General features: G+C 68.1%; 18 protein-coding genes. 9 read left to right on the forward strand and 9 right to left on the reverse strand.

The features are described 5' to 3' along the window. A complete protein-coding gene (locus tag FOE78_RS08555; protein WP_143985908.1) occupies positions 1–1,503 on the forward strand; it encodes an FAD/NAD(P)-binding protein in 1,503 nt (500 codons plus the stop codon). On the opposite strand, the gene FOE78_RS08560 is transcribed toward FOE78_RS08555, so the two are convergent. Together FOE78_RS08560 and FOE78_RS08565 are read right to left on the reverse strand one after the other, a co-directional pair. After that, positions 1,485–1,982, reverse strand: a complete 498-nt coding sequence (locus FOE78_RS08560) for an anthrone oxygenase family protein (protein WP_143985909.1) — start codon at positions 1,980–1,982, stop codon at positions 1,485–1,487. The two genes, FOE78_RS08555 and FOE78_RS08560, sit on opposite strands and share 19 nt — an antisense overlap. Next, positions 1,979–2,860, reverse strand: a complete 882-nt coding sequence (locus FOE78_RS08565) for an NmrA family NAD(P)-binding protein (protein ID WP_143985910.1) — start codon at positions 2,858–2,860, stop codon at positions 1,979–1,981. The genes FOE78_RS08560 and FOE78_RS08565 overlap by 4 nt, the downstream gene beginning before the upstream one ends. A 92-nt stretch (positions 2,861–2,952) precedes the next feature. Here FOE78_RS08565 and FOE78_RS08570 point away from each other — a divergent pair, with 92 nt between their 5' ends. Further along, positions 2,953–3,888 (forward strand): AraC family transcriptional regulator, encoded by a 936-nt coding sequence (locus FOE78_RS08570; protein WP_143985911.1) that lies wholly within the window; start codon positions 2,953–2,955, stop codon positions 3,886–3,888. A 59-nt stretch (positions 3,889–3,947) separates the two neighbouring features. On the opposite strand, the gene FOE78_RS08575 is transcribed toward FOE78_RS08570, so the two are convergent. Beyond that, positions 3,948–4,325, reverse strand: coding sequence for an ArsR/SmtB family transcription factor (locus FOE78_RS08575; RefSeq protein WP_228266109.1), 378 nt, complete (start codon positions 4,323–4,325; stop codon positions 3,948–3,950). A gap of 110 nt (positions 4,326–4,435) precedes the next feature. Here FOE78_RS08575 and FOE78_RS08580 point away from each other — a divergent pair, with 110 nt between their 5' ends. Continuing rightward, positions 4,436–5,677: a sodium/calcium exchanger protein gene (locus FOE78_RS08580; protein ID WP_143985913.1), complete on the forward strand. Its 1,242-nt coding sequence runs from the start codon at positions 4,436–4,438 to the stop codon at positions 5,675–5,677. Here FOE78_RS08580 and FOE78_RS08585 read toward each other — a convergent pair. The 3 genes from FOE78_RS08585 to FOE78_RS08595 are packed head-to-tail and all read right to left on the reverse strand — an operon-like array spanning position 5,664 to position 7,912. Next, on the reverse strand, positions 5,664–6,695 hold the full coding sequence (locus FOE78_RS08585) for a phosphotransferase enzyme family protein (RefSeq protein WP_143985914.1): 1,032 nt from the start codon (positions 6,693–6,695) through the stop codon (positions 5,664–5,666). The two genes, FOE78_RS08580 and FOE78_RS08585, sit on opposite strands and share 14 nt — an antisense overlap. Before the next feature lie 42 nt (positions 6,696–6,737). Then, a complete protein-coding gene (locus FOE78_RS08590; RefSeq protein WP_143985915.1) occupies positions 6,738–7,124 on the reverse strand; it encodes a DUF3037 domain-containing protein in 387 nt (128 codons plus the stop codon). Further along, positions 7,121–7,912, reverse strand: coding sequence for a HipA family kinase (locus FOE78_RS08595; protein WP_228266110.1), 792 nt, complete (start codon positions 7,910–7,912; stop codon positions 7,121–7,123). Before FOE78_RS08595 ends, FOE78_RS08590 begins: the two co-directional genes overlap by 4 nt. Before the next feature lie 116 nt (positions 7,913–8,028). On the opposite strand from FOE78_RS08595, the gene FOE78_RS08600 reads away from it, so the two are divergent. After that, complete coding sequence (locus FOE78_RS08600; RefSeq protein ID WP_228266111.1) at positions 8,029–9,582, forward strand: arylsulfatase; 1,554 nt, start codon at positions 8,029–8,031, stop codon at positions 9,580–9,582. An 8-nt stretch (positions 9,583–9,590) separates the two neighbouring features. On the opposite strand, the gene FOE78_RS08605 is transcribed toward FOE78_RS08600, so the two are convergent. The 3 genes from FOE78_RS08605 to FOE78_RS08615 are packed head-to-tail and all read right to left on the reverse strand — an operon-like array spanning position 9,591 to position 17,499. Next, positions 9,591–11,513, reverse strand: coding sequence for a six-hairpin glycosidase (locus tag FOE78_RS08605; RefSeq protein ID WP_143985917.1), 1,923 nt, complete (start codon positions 11,511–11,513; stop codon positions 9,591–9,593). Beyond that, a complete protein-coding gene (locus FOE78_RS08610; RefSeq protein WP_143985918.1) occupies positions 11,510–13,849 on the reverse strand; it encodes a glycoside hydrolase family 2 protein in 2,340 nt (779 codons plus the stop codon). Before FOE78_RS08610 ends, FOE78_RS08605 begins: the two co-directional genes overlap by 4 nt. Beyond that, on the reverse strand, positions 13,846–17,499 hold the full coding sequence (locus tag FOE78_RS08615) for an ATP-binding cassette domain-containing protein (protein ID WP_143985919.1): 3,654 nt from the start codon (positions 17,497–17,499) through the stop codon (positions 13,846–13,848). The genes FOE78_RS08610 and FOE78_RS08615 overlap by 4 nt, the downstream gene beginning before the upstream one ends. 235 nt (positions 17,500–17,734) lie before the next feature. On the opposite strand from FOE78_RS08615, the gene rplU reads away from it, so the two are divergent. From rplU to FOE78_RS08640, 5 genes are all read left to right on the forward strand, one after another. Beyond that, on the forward strand, positions 17,735–18,043 hold the full coding sequence (gene rplU / locus FOE78_RS08620; RefSeq protein ID WP_143985920.1) for a 50S ribosomal protein L21: 309 nt from the start codon (positions 17,735–17,737) through the stop codon (positions 18,041–18,043). Between the two features lie 10 nt (positions 18,044–18,053). Continuing rightward, positions 18,054–18,338: a 50S ribosomal protein L27 gene (gene rpmA, locus FOE78_RS08625; RefSeq protein ID WP_143985921.1), complete on the forward strand. Its 285-nt coding sequence runs from the start codon at positions 18,054–18,056 to the stop codon at positions 18,336–18,338. Between the two features lie 128 nt (positions 18,339–18,466). Beyond that, positions 18,467–19,981, forward strand: coding sequence for a GTPase ObgE (gene obgE / locus FOE78_RS08630; RefSeq protein ID WP_143985922.1), 1,515 nt, complete (start codon positions 18,467–18,469; stop codon positions 19,979–19,981). 11 nt (positions 19,982–19,992) lie between these two features. Next, entirely contained in the window at positions 19,993–21,150 is a 1,158-nt protein-coding gene (gene proB, locus FOE78_RS08635; RefSeq protein WP_143985923.1) for a glutamate 5-kinase, read from the forward strand. A 75-nt stretch (positions 21,151–21,225) separates the two neighbouring features. Further along, complete coding sequence (locus FOE78_RS08640; RefSeq protein ID WP_143985924.1) at positions 21,226–22,164, forward strand: phosphotransferase; 939 nt, start codon at positions 21,226–21,228, stop codon at positions 22,162–22,164. Positions 22,165–22,170 lie beyond the last annotated feature (6 nt).

Below are 22,170 nucleotides of genomic sequence, written 5' to 3' on the forward strand. Positions count from 1 at the left end.
ATGAAGCCACTGGTGGTTGCAGTCGTCGGAGCCGGGCCGTCGGGGATCTACGCCGCCGAGGCGTTGACCCAGCAGAGCGAGATCCCGGTGCAGGTGGCGGTGATCGACAAACTGCCGGTGCCGTTCGGGCTGGTGCGGTACGGGGTGGCGCCGGACCATCCGAGCATCCGCTCCATCCGCAACACCCTGGAGCGGACGCTGGATCGCGACGACGTCAGCTTCTTCGGCAACGTCGCGATCGGCCGGGACCTGAGTGTCGAGGAGTTGCGTGGGGTCACCGATGCGGTGATCTACGCGTACGGCGCGGCCAGCGATCGGCATCTGGAGGTGCCGGGTGAGGAACTGGTCGGCAGCATCGCCGCCCCGGACCTGGTCGCCTGGTACTGCGGCAATCCGGACGTCCATCCGGAGACGTCGCCGAGCGGTCGGCAGTCGGCAGCCCCGATCGCCGAACACACCCGGTTCGCCGAACACAACCCGATCGAGGACCTGATCACCGACACCACCCAGGCCGTGGTGGTCGGTGCCGGCAACGTGGCCCTGGACGTACTCCGAGTGTTGATCAAGAACACCGACGAGCTTGACAGCACGGACATGGCCGACGAGGTGCTGGGCGTGCTGGCCAAGAAGTCGATCACCGACGTGCACCTGCTGGCGCGCCGTGGTCCGGCCTGGACCGCCTTCACCACCAAGGAACTACGCGAGCTGGGCAAGCTGGACGACGTCGATCTGATCTTGGACCCGGCCGAATTCGATCTTGATCCGGCCAGCCAGGACAAGATCAACACCGACAAGATCGCCACCCGGAACCTGGCCGCGATGCTGGACTGGCTGCAGCGCACGCCGAGCGGCGCCGGACGTCGGATCCACCTGCACTTCTGGACCCGGCCGACCAAGATCATCGGCACCGATCGCGTCGAGCGGGTCGAGCTGGAGCGGACCGAACTGAACGCCGAGGGTCGACTGGTCGCGGCGGGCCCGTTGTCGCCGATCGACGCTCAGTTGGTTGTCCGCTCGGTCGGCTATCGGGGCACCCCGCTGGACAGTGTCCCGTACGAGGCTGCGACCGGTCGGGTGCCGCACGCCGGCGGGCACGTGATCCGCGACGGCGAATTCTCGCCGGACGAGTACGTGACCGGCTGGATCAAGCGCGGCCCCACCGGGGTGATCGGAACCAACAAATCCGACGCGGTGGAGACGGTGCACGCGCTGCTGCGGGATGTCGCCGACGAGGCACTGGCCGCCGATCACGACATCAACGAGTTAAGGGACCTGCTGGCCGCCCGCGGTGTGACACCACTCGATCTTGTGGCTTGGCATCGGATCGACGCCGCCGAGCTGGCCCGCGGTCAGGGTCACGGCCGCGACCGCACCACCATCGCCCACCGCTCCGAACTCCTCGCCGCCGCCGAAGGAGCCGACTTGTCAGTCGGTGGTTTGCCTATAGCCAAACCACCGACTGACAACTCGGCGGAGGACGCGGGTCAGGGGCGGATACGGTAGGCGAGTAGCGCGATGCAGCCGGCGACGAAGGCGGCGGTGTGTAGCCCGGCGCGGATCACGTTGGCCTTGTTCCACGGCGCCTCGAAGTGTGCCCGGGCGGCTGCCAGGGCGCCGGGGTCAGCGGTCGCGGCAACGGTCGCCAGGCCGTTGTTCAGCGGGACGTTGATCACCGAGGTGACGATCACCGCGGCCAGGAAAAGCACCGCCGAGGCAATGGCCCACGGCATTGCCGCGGTGTTCCGGGAGATCAGCACCATGATCATCGCGATCACCGCGAGCGCCAGTCCGCCGCCGAAGCAGAAGCCGAACCAGCCGTTCAGGATCACCACGTTGATCTTGTTCATCACGGTCACGAAGGTCTTGTCGTCGACCGTTCGCAGGGCCGGCATCACCGAGTAGGCGTAGCCCCAGAACAGACCCGCGGTCAGGCCGGAGGTGATCGCGGCCAGCACCAAACTGATCTTGGTCAGCGCGTTCATCGGGCCACCTCGTCCCAGACGCCGGTGCCAGCGGTACGACCCGCGAAGTCGGCGAAGCTGGTCGCCTCCCGCCCCAGCGCCTGGCGGACGCCGTCGACCGGCTCAGCGTTGCGGCCGTCCAGCACGGTGCCGAACAGGTAGCCGAGCAACTGCCCGACCTCGTCGGGTACGCCGTACGTCGCCAGCTGAGCAAGGTAGTCGTCCAACGGCACGGTGATGTAGTTGATCTTGCGTCCGGTGGCCCGGGTTGTCTCCCGTACGGCTTCGGCGAACGTGATCGACCGCGGCCCCGTCAGCTCATACAACTGATTCTTGTGGCGATCCTCGAGCAGGGCCGCTACCGCGACGTCGGCGATGTCGTCGGCGTCCACGAACGGCTCGGGCACCTCCGTCGCCGGCAGCACCACCTCGCCCGCCAGCACGCCGTCCAGCAGGTAGTCCTCGCTGAAGTTCTGCATGAACCAGCTGCAGCGCAGGATGGTGTGCTCGATGCCGGACTGCTCGACGACCTGCTCGCAGGCCCGAGCCTCCGGCTCACCCCGACCGGAGAGCAGCACGATCCGGCGGACACCTGCGAGCTTGGCCTGCCGACAGAATTCGGTGATGTCACCGACCGAACCCGGCACCGCTAGATCGGGTTGATAGCTGAGGTAGACGGCGTCGCAACCGGCGAGGGCTGCGGCCCAGCCGGCCGGCTCGGTCCAGTCGAAGGACGGTTCGGCCCGCCGGGACCCGATCCGTACCGTGAGGTCGTCGTGGCGACGGAGTCGATCGGCGACCCGGCGACCGGTCTTGCCGGTGCCGCCGAGGACGAGGACGGTACGGGTCGCGGTCGAACCGGCGGTGCCGGCGGTATTTGTCGTGGTGGTGTTCGTCATGGCCCTAACTCAACCAAGACTCCGAGCGTTGCGACATGGTTGTGCCGCTCAGCTTCATCATCGAAACGCTCACTTGCGGTAGGGTGGCGCTCATGGATGCCTTGAGCAGTCTGTTGAACGGCCCGCGGGCGCGGGGCGCCTTCCTGCTCCGGTCGATGATGAGCGGGCCGTGGTCGATGCGGATCGAGGACGAGGCCCCGCTGACCGTGGTGGTGCTGTTGACCGGCTCGGCCTTCCTCACGCCGGAACGAGGTGAACCGGCCCGCCTGGAGCCGGGGGACGCGGTGGTCGCGCTCGGACCGGACCCGTACCTGGTCGCCGACCGGCCGGACCGCAGCCCGCAGGTGAAGATCCTGCCCGGGCAGCGCTGCGTCACGCTGGAGGGTGAGGATCTGGCCGATCAGCTGAGCCAGGGGATCCGGAGTTGGGGCAACAGTGCCGACCCGGAAACGATCATGATCACCGGCACCTACACCAGCGCGGGCGAGGTGAGCCGCCGGTTGTTGGACGCGCTGCCGCAGTTGGTGGTGCTGCCGCGGACGCAGACGCCGAGCCCCATCGTCGACGTGCTGTCGGCGGAGATGATCAAGGAACGGCCCGGCCAGGAAGTGGTCCTCGATCGGCTACTGGACCTGCTGTTGATCGACATCCTGCGGAGCTGGTTCACCGCCCAGCACGATCACGCGCCGGGCTGGTATCGCGCCACCGACGATCCGCAGCTCGGCCCGGTGCTCGGGCTGATTCATGATCATCCGGCCGAACCGTGGACGGTGCCCGGTCTGGCCGCCGCGGCGGGCATGTCCCGGGCGGCGTTGGCCCGGCGATTCACTGCCCTGGTTGGAGAATCACCGATGAGTTACCTCAGCGGGTGGCGACTGGCGCTGGCCGCCGACCTGCTGCAGGAGTCCGACCGGACCCTGGAATCCATCGCCCGCGAGGTCGGCTACGGCAGCGCCTTCGCCCTCAGTACCGCCTTCAAGCGCCACCACGGCCTCAGCCCCCGCGACTACCGCACCCAAGCCGCATAACCCCGCCGACTTGTCAGCGTTAGAAGGCGCCATAGCGCGTCCTAACGCTGACAAGTGGGTCAGCGGGAGCCGTCGGAGGGACGGGACTCCGATTGGGTGAGCATCTGGCGCAGCGGCATCGGCGGGTCGGGGGCGAGGGTGCCGTCGGGGGCGATGTGCTCGAAGATCTGCTCGACCATGGTGATCACGTGCGGGTCGTCGACGGTGTAGATCTGTCGGCGGCCGTCCCGGCGGCTGCTCACCACGCCCGCCAACCGCAGCTTGGACAGGTGCTGGCTGGCGGTGGCGATGGAGACGCCGACCCGCTCGGACAGGGTGCCCACGTCGTACTCGCCCTCGGAAGCAAGGGCGACCAGATGCAGCCGCACCGGTGCCGACAACAACGCGAAGGTACGCGCCGCGGTGTCGAGTTGCGGGCCGGTCGGGTCGGGGATCACCGGGTCATTCTCTCTTGAGTACGGCGACCGCGGGCCAAGGTCCGCACCGTGTCCGACGTTTCGGCACTTCCTCATTTGCGTAACTGACGAAATAACGGCAGGATGGCCCGGTGCAGCGAGCTCTCCGGCCGGTCCTGATCTGTCTCGCGGTTGCCGCCCCGGCGGTGATCGTGCGGCTGGTCGGCGTCCACATCCCGGCACCGCTGGCGCTGGTGCTCTTCGGCGCGGCGGTGGTCGGCGCGTCGTTCATGCTCGCCTGGGCCGCGGAGGCCGCCGAGCACGACATCTCCGGCGGACTGGCGATCGCCATCCTGGCCGTGATCGTGGTCCTGCCCGAGTACGCGGTCGACCTCTACTTCGCCTACACCGCCGGCAGCAATCCGGCCCACGTGGCCTACGCCGCGGCCAACATGACCGGCTCCAACCGCCTGCTGCTCGGCGTCGGCTGGGCGGTGGTGGTGATCGTCGCTCTGGCCGTGGCCAGCAAGCGGACCGGTCGGCCGGTTCGGGCGGTGATCCTGGACGTCGGCTACCGGCTGGAACTGGGTTTCCTGCTGATCGCATCCCTGTTGTCGTTGATCATCCCGATCACCGGCGAGATCAATCTGCTGCTCGGCGTCGTGCTGCTCGCACTCTTCGTCTACTACCTGGTCCGGGTCGCTCAGGGCGAGGGCGACGACGACCCGCAGCTGATCGGTCCGGCCGCGCGGATCGGTGACCTGCCGGCCGGCCAGCGGCGCCCGCTGGTGATCGGCCTGTTCGTGGTCGCGGCCGGGTTGATCCTGTTCTGCGCCGAGCCGTTCGCCAACGGGTTGGTGGAAACCGGGTCGGTGCTCGGCATCGATCAGTTCCTGCTGGTCCAGTGGCTGGCTCCACTGGCCTCGGAAGCGCCCGAGCTGATCGTCGCGGTCATCTTCGCGGTACGCGGCAAGGCCGGTCCGGCGATCGGAATGCTGATCTCGGCCAAGGTGAACCAGTGGACGCTGCTGGTCGGGAGCCTGCCGATCGCCTACCTCGCCGGGGGCGGTTCGACCGCGCTGCCGATGGACGGCCGGCAGATCGAGGAGTTCCTGCTCACCGCAGCCCAGACCCTGCTCGGCATCGCCGCCCTGCTTGATCTGAAGTTCTCCCGCTGGCTGGCCTGGACGCTGCTGGGACTCTTCGCGGTGCAGTTCGTGGTGCCCGGTACCGAAGGCCGATTGATCCTGGCCGCCGTCTACGCCGCGATGGCGATCGGCGCGATGGTCTACAACCGGCGCCAACTGCTGCCGACGCTGACGGCGCCCTTCCGCCGACACGCCGTGATCACCGCCTCGGACACCGAACGCACCCGCCAGCTCACTTCTCGGTGAGTGCCCGCTGCCAGTCGTCCAGGTCGGCCAGCACCTTGGCCGCGACCGGGAACTCCCGCGCCGACGACCGGGCATGCGAACGGGCTTGATCATCGTCGAGGCCGAGCACCCACCGGCCGACTGACCAGGCAGGCTGCCGGGCGATCGCCAGCGGCAGTGCCAGGCGCTCGGCGCGGGACAGCGGCAGCTCGGTGCCGGAGTCGTATGCGTCGACGAACGTTCGAGCCTGTTGTTGATCATGCTCGTCCGGCAGACCGCGTCCGGGCTCGAGCAACCAGAAGTAGATGGTCAGCGCCAGGTCGTCGATCCGCCAGCGGGACGCCATGAAGTCGAAGTCGATCACCGCGGCCAGTCGATCACCGGCGAAGAGAACGTTGTTGTCCCAGAAGTCACCGTGCGCGAGCTGGCGGAGTTGATCATCGGCCAGTTCGGCTTCCCGTGCAGTGACCTGGTCGATGTGCCGGACCACATCGTCGGCGAATCGGTGCAGCTCATCGTCCTGCCACCAGTGCATCCGGTCGGCGCCGAGCTGGGTCAGCTCCGCCGCCCGCCAGGAGTGCACGTGGTTGGCGTAACGGACCGACTCCGCGGCCTGCGGCACCGGCGTCGTACGCAGCACGTCGTGCACCCGGCCGAGCACCGGGAACCCGATCCGGAACAGCTCGGGCGTGTTCATCCGAGTGTCCCAATCCACGTAGGGTTCCAGCTCGACCAGCCGATCCTTGCCCAGCCGGTTGAAGGTGTTTCCCCGCTGATCTCGGATCGGCAGCACCGTCGGCACTCCACCGGCGTGGACCGCCGACCGGGCGACCTGCAAAGCGTGCAACCTGCTCGCCGAGGTCCAGTGCCGATGGATCCTCGCCACCACGACCCGGTCCGCCGTGTCGATCTTGATGTTGGTGGTCCAGCTGCCGCCGAGGTCGGCCGAACCGCGTACTTCGCCGAGGCGATAATGGTCGGCGATCTCAGCCACCAGCTCGTCGGACGGGGTGCAACGCTCGTACGGATCGTCGATCATGAACCGGAGGCTACGAGGCGGCCAACCCGGCCGGCCACCGGATTAATCCGGCGGTAACACCAGTCGCCGCATCAGTTGATCAAGGGTGGCCGCCGGATCGGAGGTCAGCCCGACGTGGACGGGAGAGGGCTGCAACACCGTGCTGCGCGGGGCGGTGAGCATGCCGAATCTAATCACCAGACCGCTGTTCTCCCGGTTGCTGCCGACCGGCTGCTCGCAGGCGTCCAGCACCGCCCGGGCGGCGTGCTCGATCAGCTCGACGTTGGCTCCATGATCAAGTGCGCGGATCCGGCCGGTGTCGATGTGCACCGCAGTCCGGAGGAAGTCAAGGTCCTGACAGTAGATGATCACGCCGACGTTGACGAACTCGCCGCGTTCGACGCGCGGGACTGCCCGCAACACCGCATAGCTGTACGGATACAGGGTCACGGCAACCACTCCGATGCCGCGTCGAGTCGGGCCAGCAGATAGTCGCGATAGGCGATCCGAGCGGTGGCGGCATCCGCGGACGCGGCCGGATCGGGTCGTTGATCATCGGGCGTCAGCCAGCGATCGGGGACCAGCGCGGTGATCGAATCGAGCAGCTCGGCGGTCACCCGACCGGCAAGTTGATCATGAACCCTGCGCGGGTCGCCGATCCCGGACAGCACGTGATCGTCGTACCGATAGCCGGAGCGGGCGAAGCGTTGCGGATCGCCCCAGGCGTGATGAAAACGCAGGCAGGCACCATGATCGATCGCCCACAGGTCGCGGTGCCAGACCAGCAGGTTGGTGTTGCGGGCGCTGCGATCGACGTTGGCGACGAGCGCGTCCAGCCAGACGATCCGAGCTGCCTCGTCGGCCGGCACCGGATAGCTCGGGTCGAAACCGATCGAACCCGGCAGGTAGTCGACGGCGAGATTCAACCCGGCACTGGCCAGCACCAACTCCTGCACCTCGAAGTCCGGTTCGGAGCGGCCGAGCTCGCCGGCGACCTCGATCAACGCGAGATCCGGCGTGCGGATGTCCAGCGCCCGAGCGAGTTCGCCGACGATGATCTCGGCGACCAGTGCCTTGGCGCCCTGGCCTGCGCCGGTGAACTTCACCACGTACGTGCCGAGGTCGTCCGCCTCGACGATCGCCGGCAGCGACCCGCCCTCCCGCAACGGCGTCAGATAGGTGATCGCGCGGATGCGCGGCAGCGACGACTGAACCGGCAGTGCGCTGGCAGAGATCACCGGCTCAGCCTATCGGTGCCCGTGTTCCGGCCGAGATCGTACGATAGCGTGCCGACCGCAGCCGGACCGGAACAGCGATCCGATGATCTTTCCTCGATCATGATCACCGGCCCACGATGACGCGAGTAAGGGAGCCGCAGCGGATGTCGAACCCGTACGGAGTCAACAGTCGGGCGTCCGGTTCGAGGAGCCGACGTCTCGATCGCCCCAACATCATGTTGATCTGCGTTGATCAGATGCGCGGCGACGCGTTGTCGGTGGCCGGGCATCCGGTGGTGAAGACGCCGCATCTGGACGAGCTGGCGGGGCAGGGGACGCGGTTCTCCCGGGCCTACTCGGCGACGCCGACCTGCGTGCCGGCCCGGGTCGGACTGTTCACCGGCCAGTCGCACGAGCGGCACGGTCGGACCGGCTACCGCGACGGCATCCCGTTCACCGACGCACATCCGGTGACCATGCAGGGAGTGCTGCGCGAGCACGGCTACCAGACCCAGGCGATCGGCAAGATGCACGTGTTTCCGGAGCGGTCCCGCTGCGGTTTCGACGACGTACGACTGCACGACGGCTTCCTGCACTTCGGCCGCCGGTTCGGCGGCCGCAACCTGACCGCGAACGACGACTACCTGACCTGGCTGCGCCGGCAACCCGGGATGGATGCTCACGCGGACTACTTCGACGACGGTCTGGGCTGCAACTCGATGGTGGCGTTCCCGTGGAACCGGGACGAGTATCTGCATCCGACCAACTGGGTGGTGCACGAGACACTGGACTGGCTGCAGCGACGGGATCCGACGGTTCCGTTCTTCAACTACGTCTCCTTCCACCGTCCGCACGCGCCCTTCAACCCGCCGCAGTGGGCCTGGGATCAGTACTACAACGGTCCGCGGCTGGAGCCACCGCGCGGCGAATGGGTCCAGGACTTCGAGGAGTTCCGCCGGGACAACTACCACCAGACGGTGCTCGGCCGACTGGACCCGGAGTCCCACCATCGGACCACCAGCGGCTACTACGGCCTGATCAGTCACATCGACGTGCAGTTGAACCGGTTGTTCGAGGGGCTGGCCGATCTGGAGCTGCTCGAGGACACCATGATCATCTTCGTCTCCGATCACGGCGACATGATGGGCGACCACGACATGTACCGGAAGTCGGTGGGCTACGAAGGCAGTGCTCACGTGCCGATGATCGTCCGGGCGGCGCCACGATTCAGCTCCGGTGCCCCGACGGGAGCGGTGGTCGACTCGGTGACGGAGCTGCGGGACATCATGCCTACGGTGTTGGACGCGGCCGGCGTAACGATCCCCGAAACGGTCGACGGCATCAGCCTGATGCCCTTCGTGAGCGGCAATGCGCCGTCCGACTGGAGCCGCGACATCCATGGCGAACACACGCACTTCGGGCAGTCCCTGCACTGGGTTACCGACGGGCGGCGGAAGTACCTGTGGGCTTCGGGACGGGGGATCGAGCAGTTCTTCGATCTCGAGCAGGATCCCCGCGAGTTGGAGAACTTGATCAACGAACCGTCCCGGCAGGCCGAGATCGACCACTGGCGGCAACGCTTGATCAACTACCTGGACGGCCGGGAGGAAGGCTACGTCGCCGACGGCAGGCTGATCACCGGCCGACCGGCGCAGACCGAGCGTTCCGACATCTCGGCATTGGTCAGCTGACGGACGCTCTAGGCTCCGACAGTCGCTGCTTGCAGCATCCGCAGGTGCCGGAGCGCGAACACCAGCGCCCAGTCCTGGTCGTTCGCGTACGGGTCGTAGAACTCGGCCCGAGTGCCGTTCACGCTGTACGGGTAGACGTAGCCGCAGGACGCGCGCCCGTCATCGAAGATCAGCGGGAGGACGGCTCGCAACGCCGACTCTGCTCGACGTAGGTAGCCGGGATCGTCGGTCGCGAACCCGTAGCGGGCGAACACGGTGCCGGTCAGACCGCTCCAGTAGTGCGGGAACGTGTCTCCATACAGGCCGTGTTTGCCGAACCAGAAGCCGTCCCAGTGGCGGATGGCGACCTCGTTCAGGTGGTAGTCCGGCTGCACGCCCTGGAACTGTTCCAGCACTGTCAGCTGCTCCAGCGCGGCGGTCAGCAGAGCCGCATCACCGGTGAGGGCGTGGACCTGTAGCAGGATGTCCGCGGCCGGTGCCACGATGCTCTGCTCATAGTTGACCTCGCTGGCCGGATATCCCTTGCCTGCTTGGGCGATTCGCTGCGCGTGGGCGGTGAAGGCTGCGGTGGCTCGCGCGAGCCGATCGTGATCACCGATCCGCCCCAGAGCTCGGCACAGGGGTAGCACCGGCAGTTCGATCGGGTAGAACCGCTCGCCGCCGTCCTGGTAGTAGCGATCGATGATCTTGGCGGCAGTCAGGACGTCGCCGGGACGGCCGTCGAGCTCGTACATCTGCAGAAAGAACGACGCGAACCACGGTGCGTTGTAGAGCCGGCGATGGGTGCGATCGGGAGCCACGTCGTCGTAGACGATTCCCGTCTCGGCGTCGATCAGTTCACGGCGTACGAAGTCGGCGTAAGCGTCCAGGCTGGATCGCACCAACGGCGGTACGGTCGGGTCCGCTACCTTGATCAACTCGTCTCGGACGCAGGTCAGATACTGGGCCAGCAGGATGCCCATGCCAACCCGTTCTCGTCCGGCGTTGAAGTCGCCGGATCTGTTGTAGAACAGGTGATCCTCTTCGTTGTCGAAGATCAACAAGGCACCGTCGAGTCGATCCCGTGGGCCGCGATACTGCTGGCGTCCGGCGATGAAGGCGACCCGGCGTTCGAGCAGCAGCTCGAGCGGTTCCTTGACCAGAATCCGGGTCCGGACCGTTCTGCCGTCGGCAGACACGGTGACGACGTGTTCACCGGATGAGTCGGCCACGACCTCGGTGCGGTAGCAGCCGTCGTCGTCGCGGATGAGTTGCTCGCCGTTGGCCGTGACGACATCGGCTTCGAACGCCGGTTCGATCCGCAACCTGGCGGTCTCACCGCGGAAGAGGACGTAGCGATCCCAGCCGGTGCGGACGAACCGGCTGTACTGCCCGGCCCGGCGGAAGAAGTCGTCGGTGTCCCGGCAACCGAAGATCGTCCAGGCGATCCGGGTCGATTCACCGGGCTGCAGCACCAGCGGCGAGGGGTGCAGGAGGAAGCAGCCGCGATCGTTGCTGCTGCGGTCGAAATCGCGCTCGACGCTGTAGTTGTCCAGGCTGCCCTCGGTCAGCACGAGGCCGAGATGCGGCGCCTCACCGCCCATCCTGCGGGCGTAGACGTAACTCGCACTGCCGGCACAGAACAGATGCGCGTGGCAGCGCTGGGTCTGGCAGGTGATGGCGTCGTCGTAGCGATCCGGGAGCGGCAGGGTGATGCCGATGTCGCCGACGCCGGTGAACTCCGGCTTCGGTCCGCAGTTGGTGATGACGATCTCGGTACGGACCAGGTCACCGTCCTGCCGAGTCGTGACCTCGGCTCGAAGATCACGGGGACGCGGGTCGGCCGGGTGGCCTCGCCGGAATCGGACCTCGGCGTAGGAATAGTCCGCCCGCAGCCAGTTCATCGCGTGACGGTCGTTGGAGAAGACGATCTGCACAGCAGATTTGATCATGGACGGGCGCCGGACGTCCAGGCGCCCCCGCTGGCGAAACGGCCCGCTGCGACGTCTACTGTGACGGCTGCCGTGCCCAGGGTGGGATGGGTTGCCGTGACGGCGACCTGACCGGGCTGCCGGCCGGCACGCAGCCACACCGCGCCCTGGCCGGGGGAGTCGGCGAAGGCGAACGGGTTGTCGCCGACCAGCTCAGCGGGACCGTCGATGCGGAAGGTGACCTCGCCGTGGCGGTGCGCTCGCCAGTTGCCGTAGCCGTCGACGGCGCCGAAACGCAGCCGGGTCAGGTCCGAACCGTCAGCGAAGATGATCTTGTCGTCGGTGGCCAGCAGCAGGTGATCACCGGCCGGGTCGGACGCGAACCGGCGGCTGCCCACCCGCGTGTCGCCGACATAACCGTCGATCCGTAGCTCCGGCATCGTGGCCGGATCGCAGTGCAGGGCAACGAAGAACGGCGGATGGGCAAGATTCGGGAAGCTCTGCCGATCGGGCAGCGCGGTGGTCAGATGTTGATCATCGAGCAGCAGCTCCAGCCGGTCGCAGTTGGACCAGATCGCTGCCCGTTGCCCAGGTCCGCGCGGCGGCCAGCCGGGTGCGAAGCCCCAGCAGAAGGCGGGCTCGATCACCACCCGTTCGGTCGGCGGCAGCTGGCTTCGGTAGAAACCGGCGGCGTACTTGCCGATCCGGAAACTGTCGGCCACCCCGGGCGTCTTCACGTTGTGGTGGATGCGCCCGTTCTGCGATCCGTAGTCGAACGCCAGCCAGCCCAGCACGCCCGCGTAGCACGGATCGGTGCGGGCAGTGTCGTGCACCTGGGCATGCGCAATCGCCTGCTGGGCAAGGATTCCCGGCGGGTCCGTCCAGCGATAGAACGGTTGGGCGGAGAGCGCGCCGACGCATTCGGACACCAGATAGGGCACGTCCAACGGCGGCCGCAGGAAGGCGTTGACCCGGTCACCGGAGTAGTCGTCGTAGCCGAACACGTCCTGCACCCAGTCGTCGGTGGCGTGGAAGATCATCGAGCCGGTGGTCGGCCTGGAATCGTCGAGTTCGTTGATCACGGCCTTGGTCCGGCGGTAGAAGTCGGGCAGGTTTCGGGTCTCGTTGAGCCGGGCTGCCCAGAGCACGATCGACGGCCGGTTCCGGTCCCGTACGACCATCTCCCGGACGTCGCGCAGCGCCAGCTCGAGCCAGCGCCGGTCGTCGGGCAGGAACTGCCAGCCCGGCGGTTCCTCCCACACCAGCAGGCCGAGCTCGTCACAGGCGTCGAGGAAGTGCCGCGACGGCGGGTAATGCGCGCACCGGACCATGTTGCAGGCCAGGTCGTGCTTGAGGATCTCGGCGTCCCGGCGTTGCGCCCGGGCCGGCATGGCGTGACCGACGTACGGATAGAGCTGGTGCCGGTTCAGCCCGAAGATCTGCAGTCGCTCACCGTTGAGAAAGAAGCCGTCCTTGCGCCAGCGCGCCTCCCGGAAGCCAATTCTGGTGCGGTGCTCATGCGCCGCGACGCCGTCGATCATCAGGGTGCTCATCACGTCATACAAGTGCGGGTTGTGGATGTCCCAGAGCGTCACCTCGCCCGGCTCGAGTCGACCTCGTACGGTGAACGCCCCGGCCCCCGAGATCGCAACCGGAATCGTCGTGCCGGCAACGATGTCCGACCCGTCCCGCAACTCGGTGATCAGCTTCGCCGGCCCGGCCGGCCGCTGCGCGGCGTCGATCGTCAGCTCAAGATCAACTCGGCGATCCGGTCGCAGCACGTCGACCGGCTTGGCGAACACGTCGCTGATGTACGTGTTCGGTAGCGCCCGCAGCCGCACCTCGCGGTAGATTCCGGCCGGCTGGCCGTAGTCGACCGCCGGCGGACCGTCCGGATGGCCGTCCGGCGGCACCGACTGCCAGCTGCCGTCCACGATCACCGACAGCACGTTGTCGCCGTCCCGGACCAGGTCGGTGATCTCGTGCTCGAACGGGAGGTAGCCGCCCAGGTGCTTGCCCAGGTCGGTGTCGTTGACGATCACCGTCGCGCCGGTCAGCACGCCCTCGAACTCCAACCGCAGCCGCCGACCCCGCATCCCGGCCGGCAGCCGGAAGTGCCGGCGATAGATCCACTCACCGTCCCAGCTCGCCGGATCCCAACCCTGCCAGGACAATTCGGCAACACAGTGCGGCAGGGTGACGGCCGAGAAGCCGGAGTCGTCGTGGGCCGAGCCGTCGATCCCTTCCGGGATCGCTGTGTGGGAAGGGACATACCGGCCGCCGAACAGCCAGCCCGTGCAGAAGTCCGGATACTCCTGCACGGGCACGGGCACGGCCACGTCGGCTCGATCGGTCATCCGGCCAGGTAACTCCAGTCGGGCACCAGCTCGTGCCACGGCCCGACCGCGGCAACCTCGCCGTCGACCAGGACCACCACTCGATCCGCCTGCGCCAGCGCGGCCCGCTTGGAGGTGGCTCCGATCACCGTCGCGTGGCGCTGTTTCAGGGCCGTCCAGAGCTCGATCTCGGTGCTCGCGTCCAGTGCACTGGAGACGTCGTCGGCCAGCAGCACCTCGGCGTCCGTGGCCAGGGCGCGGGCCAGCGCGACCCGCTGCACCTGACCGCCGGACAGCCGCACACCGCGATGACCGACCAGGGCGTCCCGGCCGCCGGCGTCGGCGATGTCGCTGTCCAGCCGGGCATCGGCGACCGGCTCGTCGAAGGCGCGCTGATGGCCGAGCTGGATGTTGTCGGCGAAGGTGCCGGACAGCACCCGCGGCACCTGAGCCACGTACGAGACCTGGCCGGGACGCAGGAAGAGCTGCGCGTTGTCGACCCTCCGCTCGTTCCAGCGGATCTGGCCGCCGTGTTCGATCAATCCGGCCAGGGCCGACAACAGGCTGGACTTGCCGGAACCGACCCGGCCGACCAGCAGCACCAGCTCGCCGGCGTCGACGGTCAGGTTCACGTGCGAGACACCGATGGTCCCGTCGTCGTGGACGGCGGAGAAGTCGGACAGCTCGAGCCGGCGTAGCGGGACCCGTTCGGCCGGCAGCGGTTCCGGCGCAGCACCGGTGACCAGGTCCACCCCCGCAGGCACCGTCATCAGATCGATGCCGCCGGCGAACTTGCTGGTCTCTTGCTGCCAGGCCCGGGTGCCGGGCGCCTCGGTGACGACCGAACCGGCGACCCGGCCGAACCAGCCGAAGCCGCTGACCGCGTTCGCGACCAGGAGGGCGATCGCCAGGCTCCAGATGCCGCCCATGTACGCAGCCCAGGCGGCAACCATGCCGACCTGGACCATCACCACCGGCACCCCTTCCAGGAATGCCTGCACCCGATGCTCCTTGATCGCCGCCTGGACGCGACCGCTGTCGACCCTGCGCAGGTGCGCGTGGACCTGCGGGGTGGCCGCGGCGAGTTTCACGGTCCGGGCCGCGTCGAGCGCCGACACCAGCGTTCGGCCGAACCGTGCTCGGGCGGTGGAGGCTGCAGCGGCGGACCGACCTGCGATCGGCCGTCCGATCGAGGACGCCAGCGCGGAGGAGACCATCACCGCCAGCAGTACGGCACCGGCAAGCCAGGTGCCGCCGAGGATCGCGGTGAGCACCGCGAGCACCAGGCCGTTGATGAAGTCGACCCAGCGATCGGCGTAGCGGGCGAACCGGTCGGCATCCATCGACCGGGCGACCACCTCGCCCGGCGGCGTACGGGTCAGCCGCTGCTGCTTGGTCTGTCCGTACAGCACCGCCATCCGCACCCGCAGCAGCACTTCGATCCACCACAACGGATAGCGCCAGAAGGCCTCGGCGAGCATCAGCGGCGCGGCGATCACGCAGAACACCAGCGCGACGGCCAACCACCACGGGGCGCTGCCGTGCTCGAGGGCTTCGACGATGTGCCCCCAGATCAGACCGGTCAAGGCACCTTGGGCTCCGGTGATCGACGACGCCAGGAACAACAGCGCGCCGATCACGCCCCAGGCAGGCCGGATCAGCAGGGCGTGGGCGATGCCGCGGGCCAGGCTCGGTCCGGTGCCGATCTCGGGCAATTCCGGCGGCGGTCCGGTACGCCGCGGGCCACCGACGGTCTGGGTGTCCCAGCGATGCGCCGGTCCGACCGCAGCATGGCCGCCGTTGTCGTCGGGGAACTGATGAGCAACAGATGCATGATCAACAGATGCATGATCAACTTCCGTATGCTCAACAGCCGGACGTTCGACGACCGGCCGCGGGGCGGCGTGCCCGTCGACGGCGAGCGCGTGCTCGGCCCGGCCGGCCGTCAACAGGTCCTGGAACGGACCCGGCCGCAGGGCCAGCTCGGACCGGAGACCCTGTTGGACGATCCGTCCGTGATCCAGCACGGCCACCAACGGTGCGCGTTCGATGGTCGACAGCCGATGCGCGATCAGCACGCCCGTACGGCCGGACAGCAGCCGATCGGACGCGGCAATCACCAGCCGCTCGGTGTGCGGATCCATCCGTGCGGTCGCCTCGTCCAGCACCACCACCTGGACGTCTCGAACCAGCAGCCGGGCGAACGCGACCAGCTGCTCCTCCCCGGCCGACAGTGAAATGCCGCCCGGTCCCAGGATCGTGTCCAGACCGTCGGGCAGCCCGCTCGCCCAGGTGCCGATGCCGAGCTCGGCCACCGCGGCCTCGATCACCGATCGGGGAAGGTCGTCGTTGAACAGCGCGATGTTCTCTGCCAGCGATCCGGCCAGGATCTCGGTGCGCTGGGTCACCACTCCGACCGCGGATCGCAGCTGGGCCAGATCGAGGTCGCGGACGTCGCGGCCGGCCAGGAAGACGGTGTCCGGCGGTGGCTCGACGGCCCGGGACAGGAAAGCGGCCAGCGTCGACTTGCCGGACCCGGTCCGTCCGACCAGGGCGATCGTCTGCCCCGCCGGGACGCTCAGGTTGATGTCGCGCAGGGCGAAGGTGCCTTCCGGATAAGCGAAATCGAGGCGGCGGATGTCGAGGTCGGCGGCCGGCGCCGGCGGCAGGTCGTCGCCGCCCTCGGGCTCCGGCTCGACCGCCAGCATCTGCCGCAGCCGGGTGATCGCGCCGAGCCCCGCCTGCAGGTCGGGCAGGTTGTTAGCCAGCATGGCGATCTGCCCGACGAAGCTCGAGGTGACCAGGAACAGGGTGACCAGCCGAGCCACGCTGATGTCCCCGTGCACCGCCAACGCGACGCCCGCGACAGCGACCGCGATCAGCAGAGCGTGCAGCAGCACGCCCGCGCGTCGTCCGAGTCTTGCCTCCACCGCGACCACCGCACGGAGCCGCCGATGAATGACCGCCGACAGCTGTGCCAGCCGAGCGACCACGTGACTCTGGCCGAGACTGGTGCGCAGGTCGTCGCGTCCGGCGATGCCCTCCTCGAGCACGGCGGCGTGATCGGTCCAGGCCATCTCCTCGATCACCTTCAGCCGGGAGATCTCGCCCAGCAGCTTCCTGATCGAGAACCAGGTGAGGGTGCCCAGGATCGGGAAGAGGAAGAACGCCGGCCACCAACTCAGGCCGGCGACGATCCACATCGGGACCGTCTGGAACAGGGTGCGACACAGCATCCACAACTGCCAGCGGACGAGGTTGCCCACCTCGTGGGAGTCGTCGTCGACCCGATCCAGGATCTCGCCGACCGCCTGCTCGTTGAGCACCGCCAGTGGTTGTCGCATGGCCGCCCGCAGCACGTCGCCCCGCAGCGTGCCCTCGGCGCGATCGGAGACGCCCACCCAGGCGATCTTGCCGCCGGCCTCGATCACCGAGGCCCCGATCACACACAGCGCCAGCAGGGCGACCAGCCGCCAACTCGGATGCTCGGCCAGGTCGCCGGCGATGACGGTGCCCAAGGTGGTGGCGACGGCGGCGATCGCCGCGGTGGCCAGGGCGGCCGCGGACACCGGCCCGCGCAACCGTCGCCAATCCACCCGCCGGCGATGGTCGGCCGGCGGGGGAGCGGTCGTCTGCGGCGCAGAGGAGGCAGGCGTGAGGATGTCGGTCATCACCCCTGACCCTAGGACGGGGCACTGACAGCCTTCCTCTGGTTTTCTCCTCCGCCGGTTCGGTAGGGTCCACGTACGCCGGTTTGACCGGCTCGGCGTGCCCGCGTAATCTTGACCCTCGGTGCGTTGACGTGTTGCGCATCAATCCCGCGGTGATGCTCCGCACCGGATCGATATCGACCGGTCGCCGGTAGCGCACCCGAGCCCGAAGAACAGCGAAGAGAGTAGGTCAGGCGTGTACGCGATCGTGCGGAGTGGTGGCCGCCAGCACAAGGTCGCCGTCGGTGATGTCATCGAGATTGACAAGACCGGCGACGAGGTCGGCTCCAGCGTCTCGCTGAGGCCGTTGCTGTTGGTCGACGGCGAGGCCGTGACCAGCGACAAGGACAAGCTCGACGCTGCTTCGGTGACCGCCGAGGTGCTCGGAGCCACCAAGGGCCCGAAGATCAAGATCATGAAGTTCAAGAACAAGACCGGCTACCGCAAGCGCCAGGGGCACCGTCAGAAGTACACCCAGGTCAAGGTCACCGGGATCGAGAGCTGAGGTAGACGAGATGGCACACAAGAAGGGCGCATCCTCGACCCGCAACGGTCGGGATTCCAATTCCCAGCGGCTCGGTGTCAAGCGGTTCGGCGGCCAGGTCGTCAACGCCGGCGAGATCATCGTCCGCCAGCGCGGCACCCACTTCCACCCCGGCGACGGCGTCGGCCGTGGTGGCGACGACACCCTGTTCGCCCTGGTCCCGGGCGCGGTGCAGTTCGGCACCAAGCGCGGCCGTCGGGTGATCAACATCGTCAGTGCCGAGAAGCCGGCCGAGGCTGTGGCCGCGGCTGAGTAATCAGCGAGACTTCTTCGAGGGTGGCCCGGACCGCGAGTCGGGGCCACCCTTTCTTTGTTTCCACGGGTCCTGAGCAAGACGCAAGGACCGAAGCGCAACCTACACAGCACAGATGAGGACGGTGGAGCATGGCGATCCCCAGTTTCGTCGACACCGTCACCTTCGAGGTGGCCGGCGGGAACGGCGGCCACGGCTGCGCATCCGTACACCGGGAGAAGTTCAAGCCGCTCGGCGGTCCGGACGGCGGCAACGGCGGCAACGGCGGCTCGGTGATCCTGCAGGTCGATCCCGGCCTGACCACACTGGTGGAGTATCACCGGCAGTCCAAGCGGGTGGCCACCAACGGCCAACCAGGCAAGGGAGATCACCAGAACGGCTCCAACGGCGACGACGTCGTGCTGCCGGTGCCGGAGGGGACCCAGGTCACCGACGCCGACACGGGTGAGCTGCTGTCCGACCTGACCGGCGCCGGCGCGACCATGATCATCGCCGAGGGCGGACGCGGCGGCCTGGGCAACGCGGCGCTGGCCTCATCCGCCCGGAAGGCTCCCGGTTTCGCCTTGCTGGGCGAAGAAGGCCAGACCCGCACGATCCGGCTCGAGCTGAAGGTGGTCGCCGACATCGGCCTGGTCGGCTTCCCCAGCGCCGGCAAGTCGTCGCTGATCGCGGCCATCTCCCGGGCCCGGCCGAAGATCGCCGACTACCCGTTCACCACCCTGGTGCCGAACCTCGGCGTGGTGGTCGCGGGCGAAGTCACCTTCACCGTCGCCGACGTGCCCGGACTGATCGAGGGCGCCAGCCAGGGCCGCGGCCTGGGCCACGAATTCCTTCGGCACATCGAACGCTGTGCCGCGATCGTGCACGTGATCGACTGCGCCACGTACGAGCCCGGCCGAGACCCGGTCAGCGACCTGGACGTGATCGAGTCCGAGCTGGCCGCCTACGGCGGTCTGCAGGACCGGCCGCGGATGGTCGCACTGAACAAGATCGACATCCCGGACGCTCATGATCTTGCCGAGTTGGCCCGCGCTGAGTTGGCACGCGCCGACGTCGAGCAACGTGGCTGGCCGGTGTTCGAGATCTCCACCAAGAGCGGCGAGGGTCTGCAGAAGTTGATCTTCGCCTGCGCCGAACTGGTCGCCGAACGCCGGGCGAACGCGCCGGCCGTCGAGCCGCCACGGATCGTGTTGCGGCCCGAGCCGGTCGGCGGCGGTCCGGAGTTCACCGTCAAACGCGAGGGCGAGCTGTGGCGGGTCCGCGGCGCCAAGCCGGAACGCTGGGTGCGGCAGACCGACTTCAAGAACGACGAGGCCGTCGGCTATCTGGCCGATCGGCTGAATCGGATCGGGATCGAGACCCGGCTGCTGGAGCTGGGCGCGATGCCCGGTGACGGGGTCGCGATCGGCGGCGAGGACGCGGTGATCTTCGACTTCGCCCCGCAGGTCGACGTCGGTGCCGAGATCCTCAGCCGGCGCGGCGAGGACCACCGGCTGAGCAGTGAACGACCGGCCGCCCAGCGCCGCAAGGCGAAGGATCAGGAGTACCACCGGGCCATGCAGGCCGGTGAGCTCACCCCGTACCGGATGCCGACCGGTTTCGACGACGACGAACCCGCCCAGAGCAGTAGCGACGACGAAAGCTGATCAGACCCGACATGACCGAGCAGGCGGATCGCACAGTTGATCTTGATCGCGCCGAGGTGCGTGCTGCCCGGCGGATGGTGATCAAGGTCGGCTCGTCGTCGCTGACCACCGCGGCCGGCGGATTGGACGCGGAGCGGGTCGGTGCCCTGGTGGACGCGTTGATCTCGGTACGGAGTTCGGGCCGGGAGATCGTGCTGGTCTCCTCCGGCGCGATCGCAGCGGGCCTGGCTCCGTTGGCGTTGAAGGCCCGGCCGCGTGACCTGGCCACCCAGCAGGCGGCGGCCTCGGTCGGTCAGGGACTGCTGGTCCAGGAGTATGCCGGCCGGTTCGCTCGGGCCGGGTTGACCGTCGGCCAGGTGCTGCTGACCGTCGACGACGTCACCCGCAAGAGCAACTACCGCAACGCATCCCAGACCTTCGACCGGCTGCTGGAGCTGGGCGTGGTGCCGATCGTGAACGAGAACGACACCGTGGCCACCCACGAGATCCGGTTCGGCGACAACGATCGGCTGGCGGCGCTGGTCGCGCACCTGGTGCACGCCGACGCGTTGATCATGCTCAGCGACGTCGACTCGCTCTACACCTCGAATCCGAGCAAGCCCGGCGCGCGCAGGGTTGCCGAGGTCTTCGGTTCTGACGATCTTGCTGCCATCGACACCGACGGGGCCGACTCGGGGCTGGGTACCGGCGGCATGGCGACCAAGATCAACGCGGCCCAGATCGCCACCTCGGCAGGGATCCCGGTGATCCTGGCCAACGCGGCCGTTGCTGCCGACGCGCTGGCCGGCGATCCGGTCGGCACCTACTTCCATCCGACCGGAAAGCGACGGCCGGGCCGGCTGCTGTGGCTGGCGCACGCGACCGACGCGTACGGCGAGTTGATCTTGGACGCCGGCGCGGTCGATGCCGTGCTGCGCCGCAAGGCGTCGCTGCTGCCGGCCGGGGTGACCGCGGTCCGCGGCACCTTCAGCGCCGGAGATCCGGTCAATCTCGTCGGCCCGGACGGGGTACGGATCGCCCGCGGCCTGGCCAACTACGACTCCGACGAGCTGCCCGAGCTGCTCGGTCGCAGCACCTCGGAGTTGCTGGCCGAGCTGGGTGAGGGCTACGACCGCACCGTGGTCCATCGCGATGCGCTGATCGTGCTCGACGTCGCGACGGCCACCTGAACCGGTCGGGAACCCGGCTCGCGCTGGATCGACTCGCGGTGGATCGGGTCGCGGTCGGCCGTTAGTCTGGCCGCGATGCGTACCGCGCCGCAGGACCTCACCGATGCGGCGGTCGCCGAGACGGTGGCCGCGCACTGGGGAATCACGGCCGCTGCGATCGAGCCTGCACCGGTCGGATTCGGCAGCCATCACTGGGAGTTGACCGGGACCGACGGGAGCCGCTGGTTCGCCACCGCCGATCGGGTCGGCGACAGCGGGCATGCGCTGACCACGCTGGCGGCCGCGCTGCACACGGCGTACGCGTTGGAGCACCGGTGCGGATTGGCGTTCGTGGTCGCACCGACGCCGGGTGCCGATCATCGACTGCTGGCCAAGGCCGGCGACTACGCGGTCGCGCTGTACCCCTTCCTGGAGCGGGTCGGAGCCGGTGTCGCCGATCCGGAGCAACTGCTGACGATGATCATCGCGGTGCACAAGATCAGCCCGGCGCTGGTCGGCGTGGTGCAGGAAGATGATCTTGAGATCGAGCAGCGCCGCACGCTCGAGGCCGTGTTGTCGAAGCAACGTCGGGGCAGTGGACCGTTCGCCGAGGACTTCGCCGAGTTGGTGATCCAGCACCGACAGCCGATCGAGAAGGCCTTGCAGGGCTGCGATCGGATGGCTGCAGAGCAACGTGGCGACAAGGGATCCTGGGTGATTACTCACGGCGAGGCGAAGATCAACAACACCATGATCACCGCCGACGGCCCGGTGCTCATCGACTGGGACACCGTACGCGTCGGGCCGCCCGCTCGGGACGTCTGGATGCTGCCGTCGGCACAGGAGTACGCCGCTCGGACCGGACGATCCGTACCGCAGCAGCACCTTGACCACTATCGGCTGGTCTGGGATCTGAAGGACCTGTGCAGCTACGCCGGCTGGTTCGCCGGTGATCATGAACGCACCGCCGACACCGAGCTGGGCTGGCAGGGTTGTCAGTTGATCTGTCAGCGGTTGGCGGACGAGTTCGGTTGATCTTTT

The organism is Microlunatus elymi (assembly GCF_007362775.1).
GTDB lineage: Bacteria > Actinomycetota > Actinomycetes > Propionibacteriales > Propionibacteriaceae > Microlunatus > Microlunatus elymi.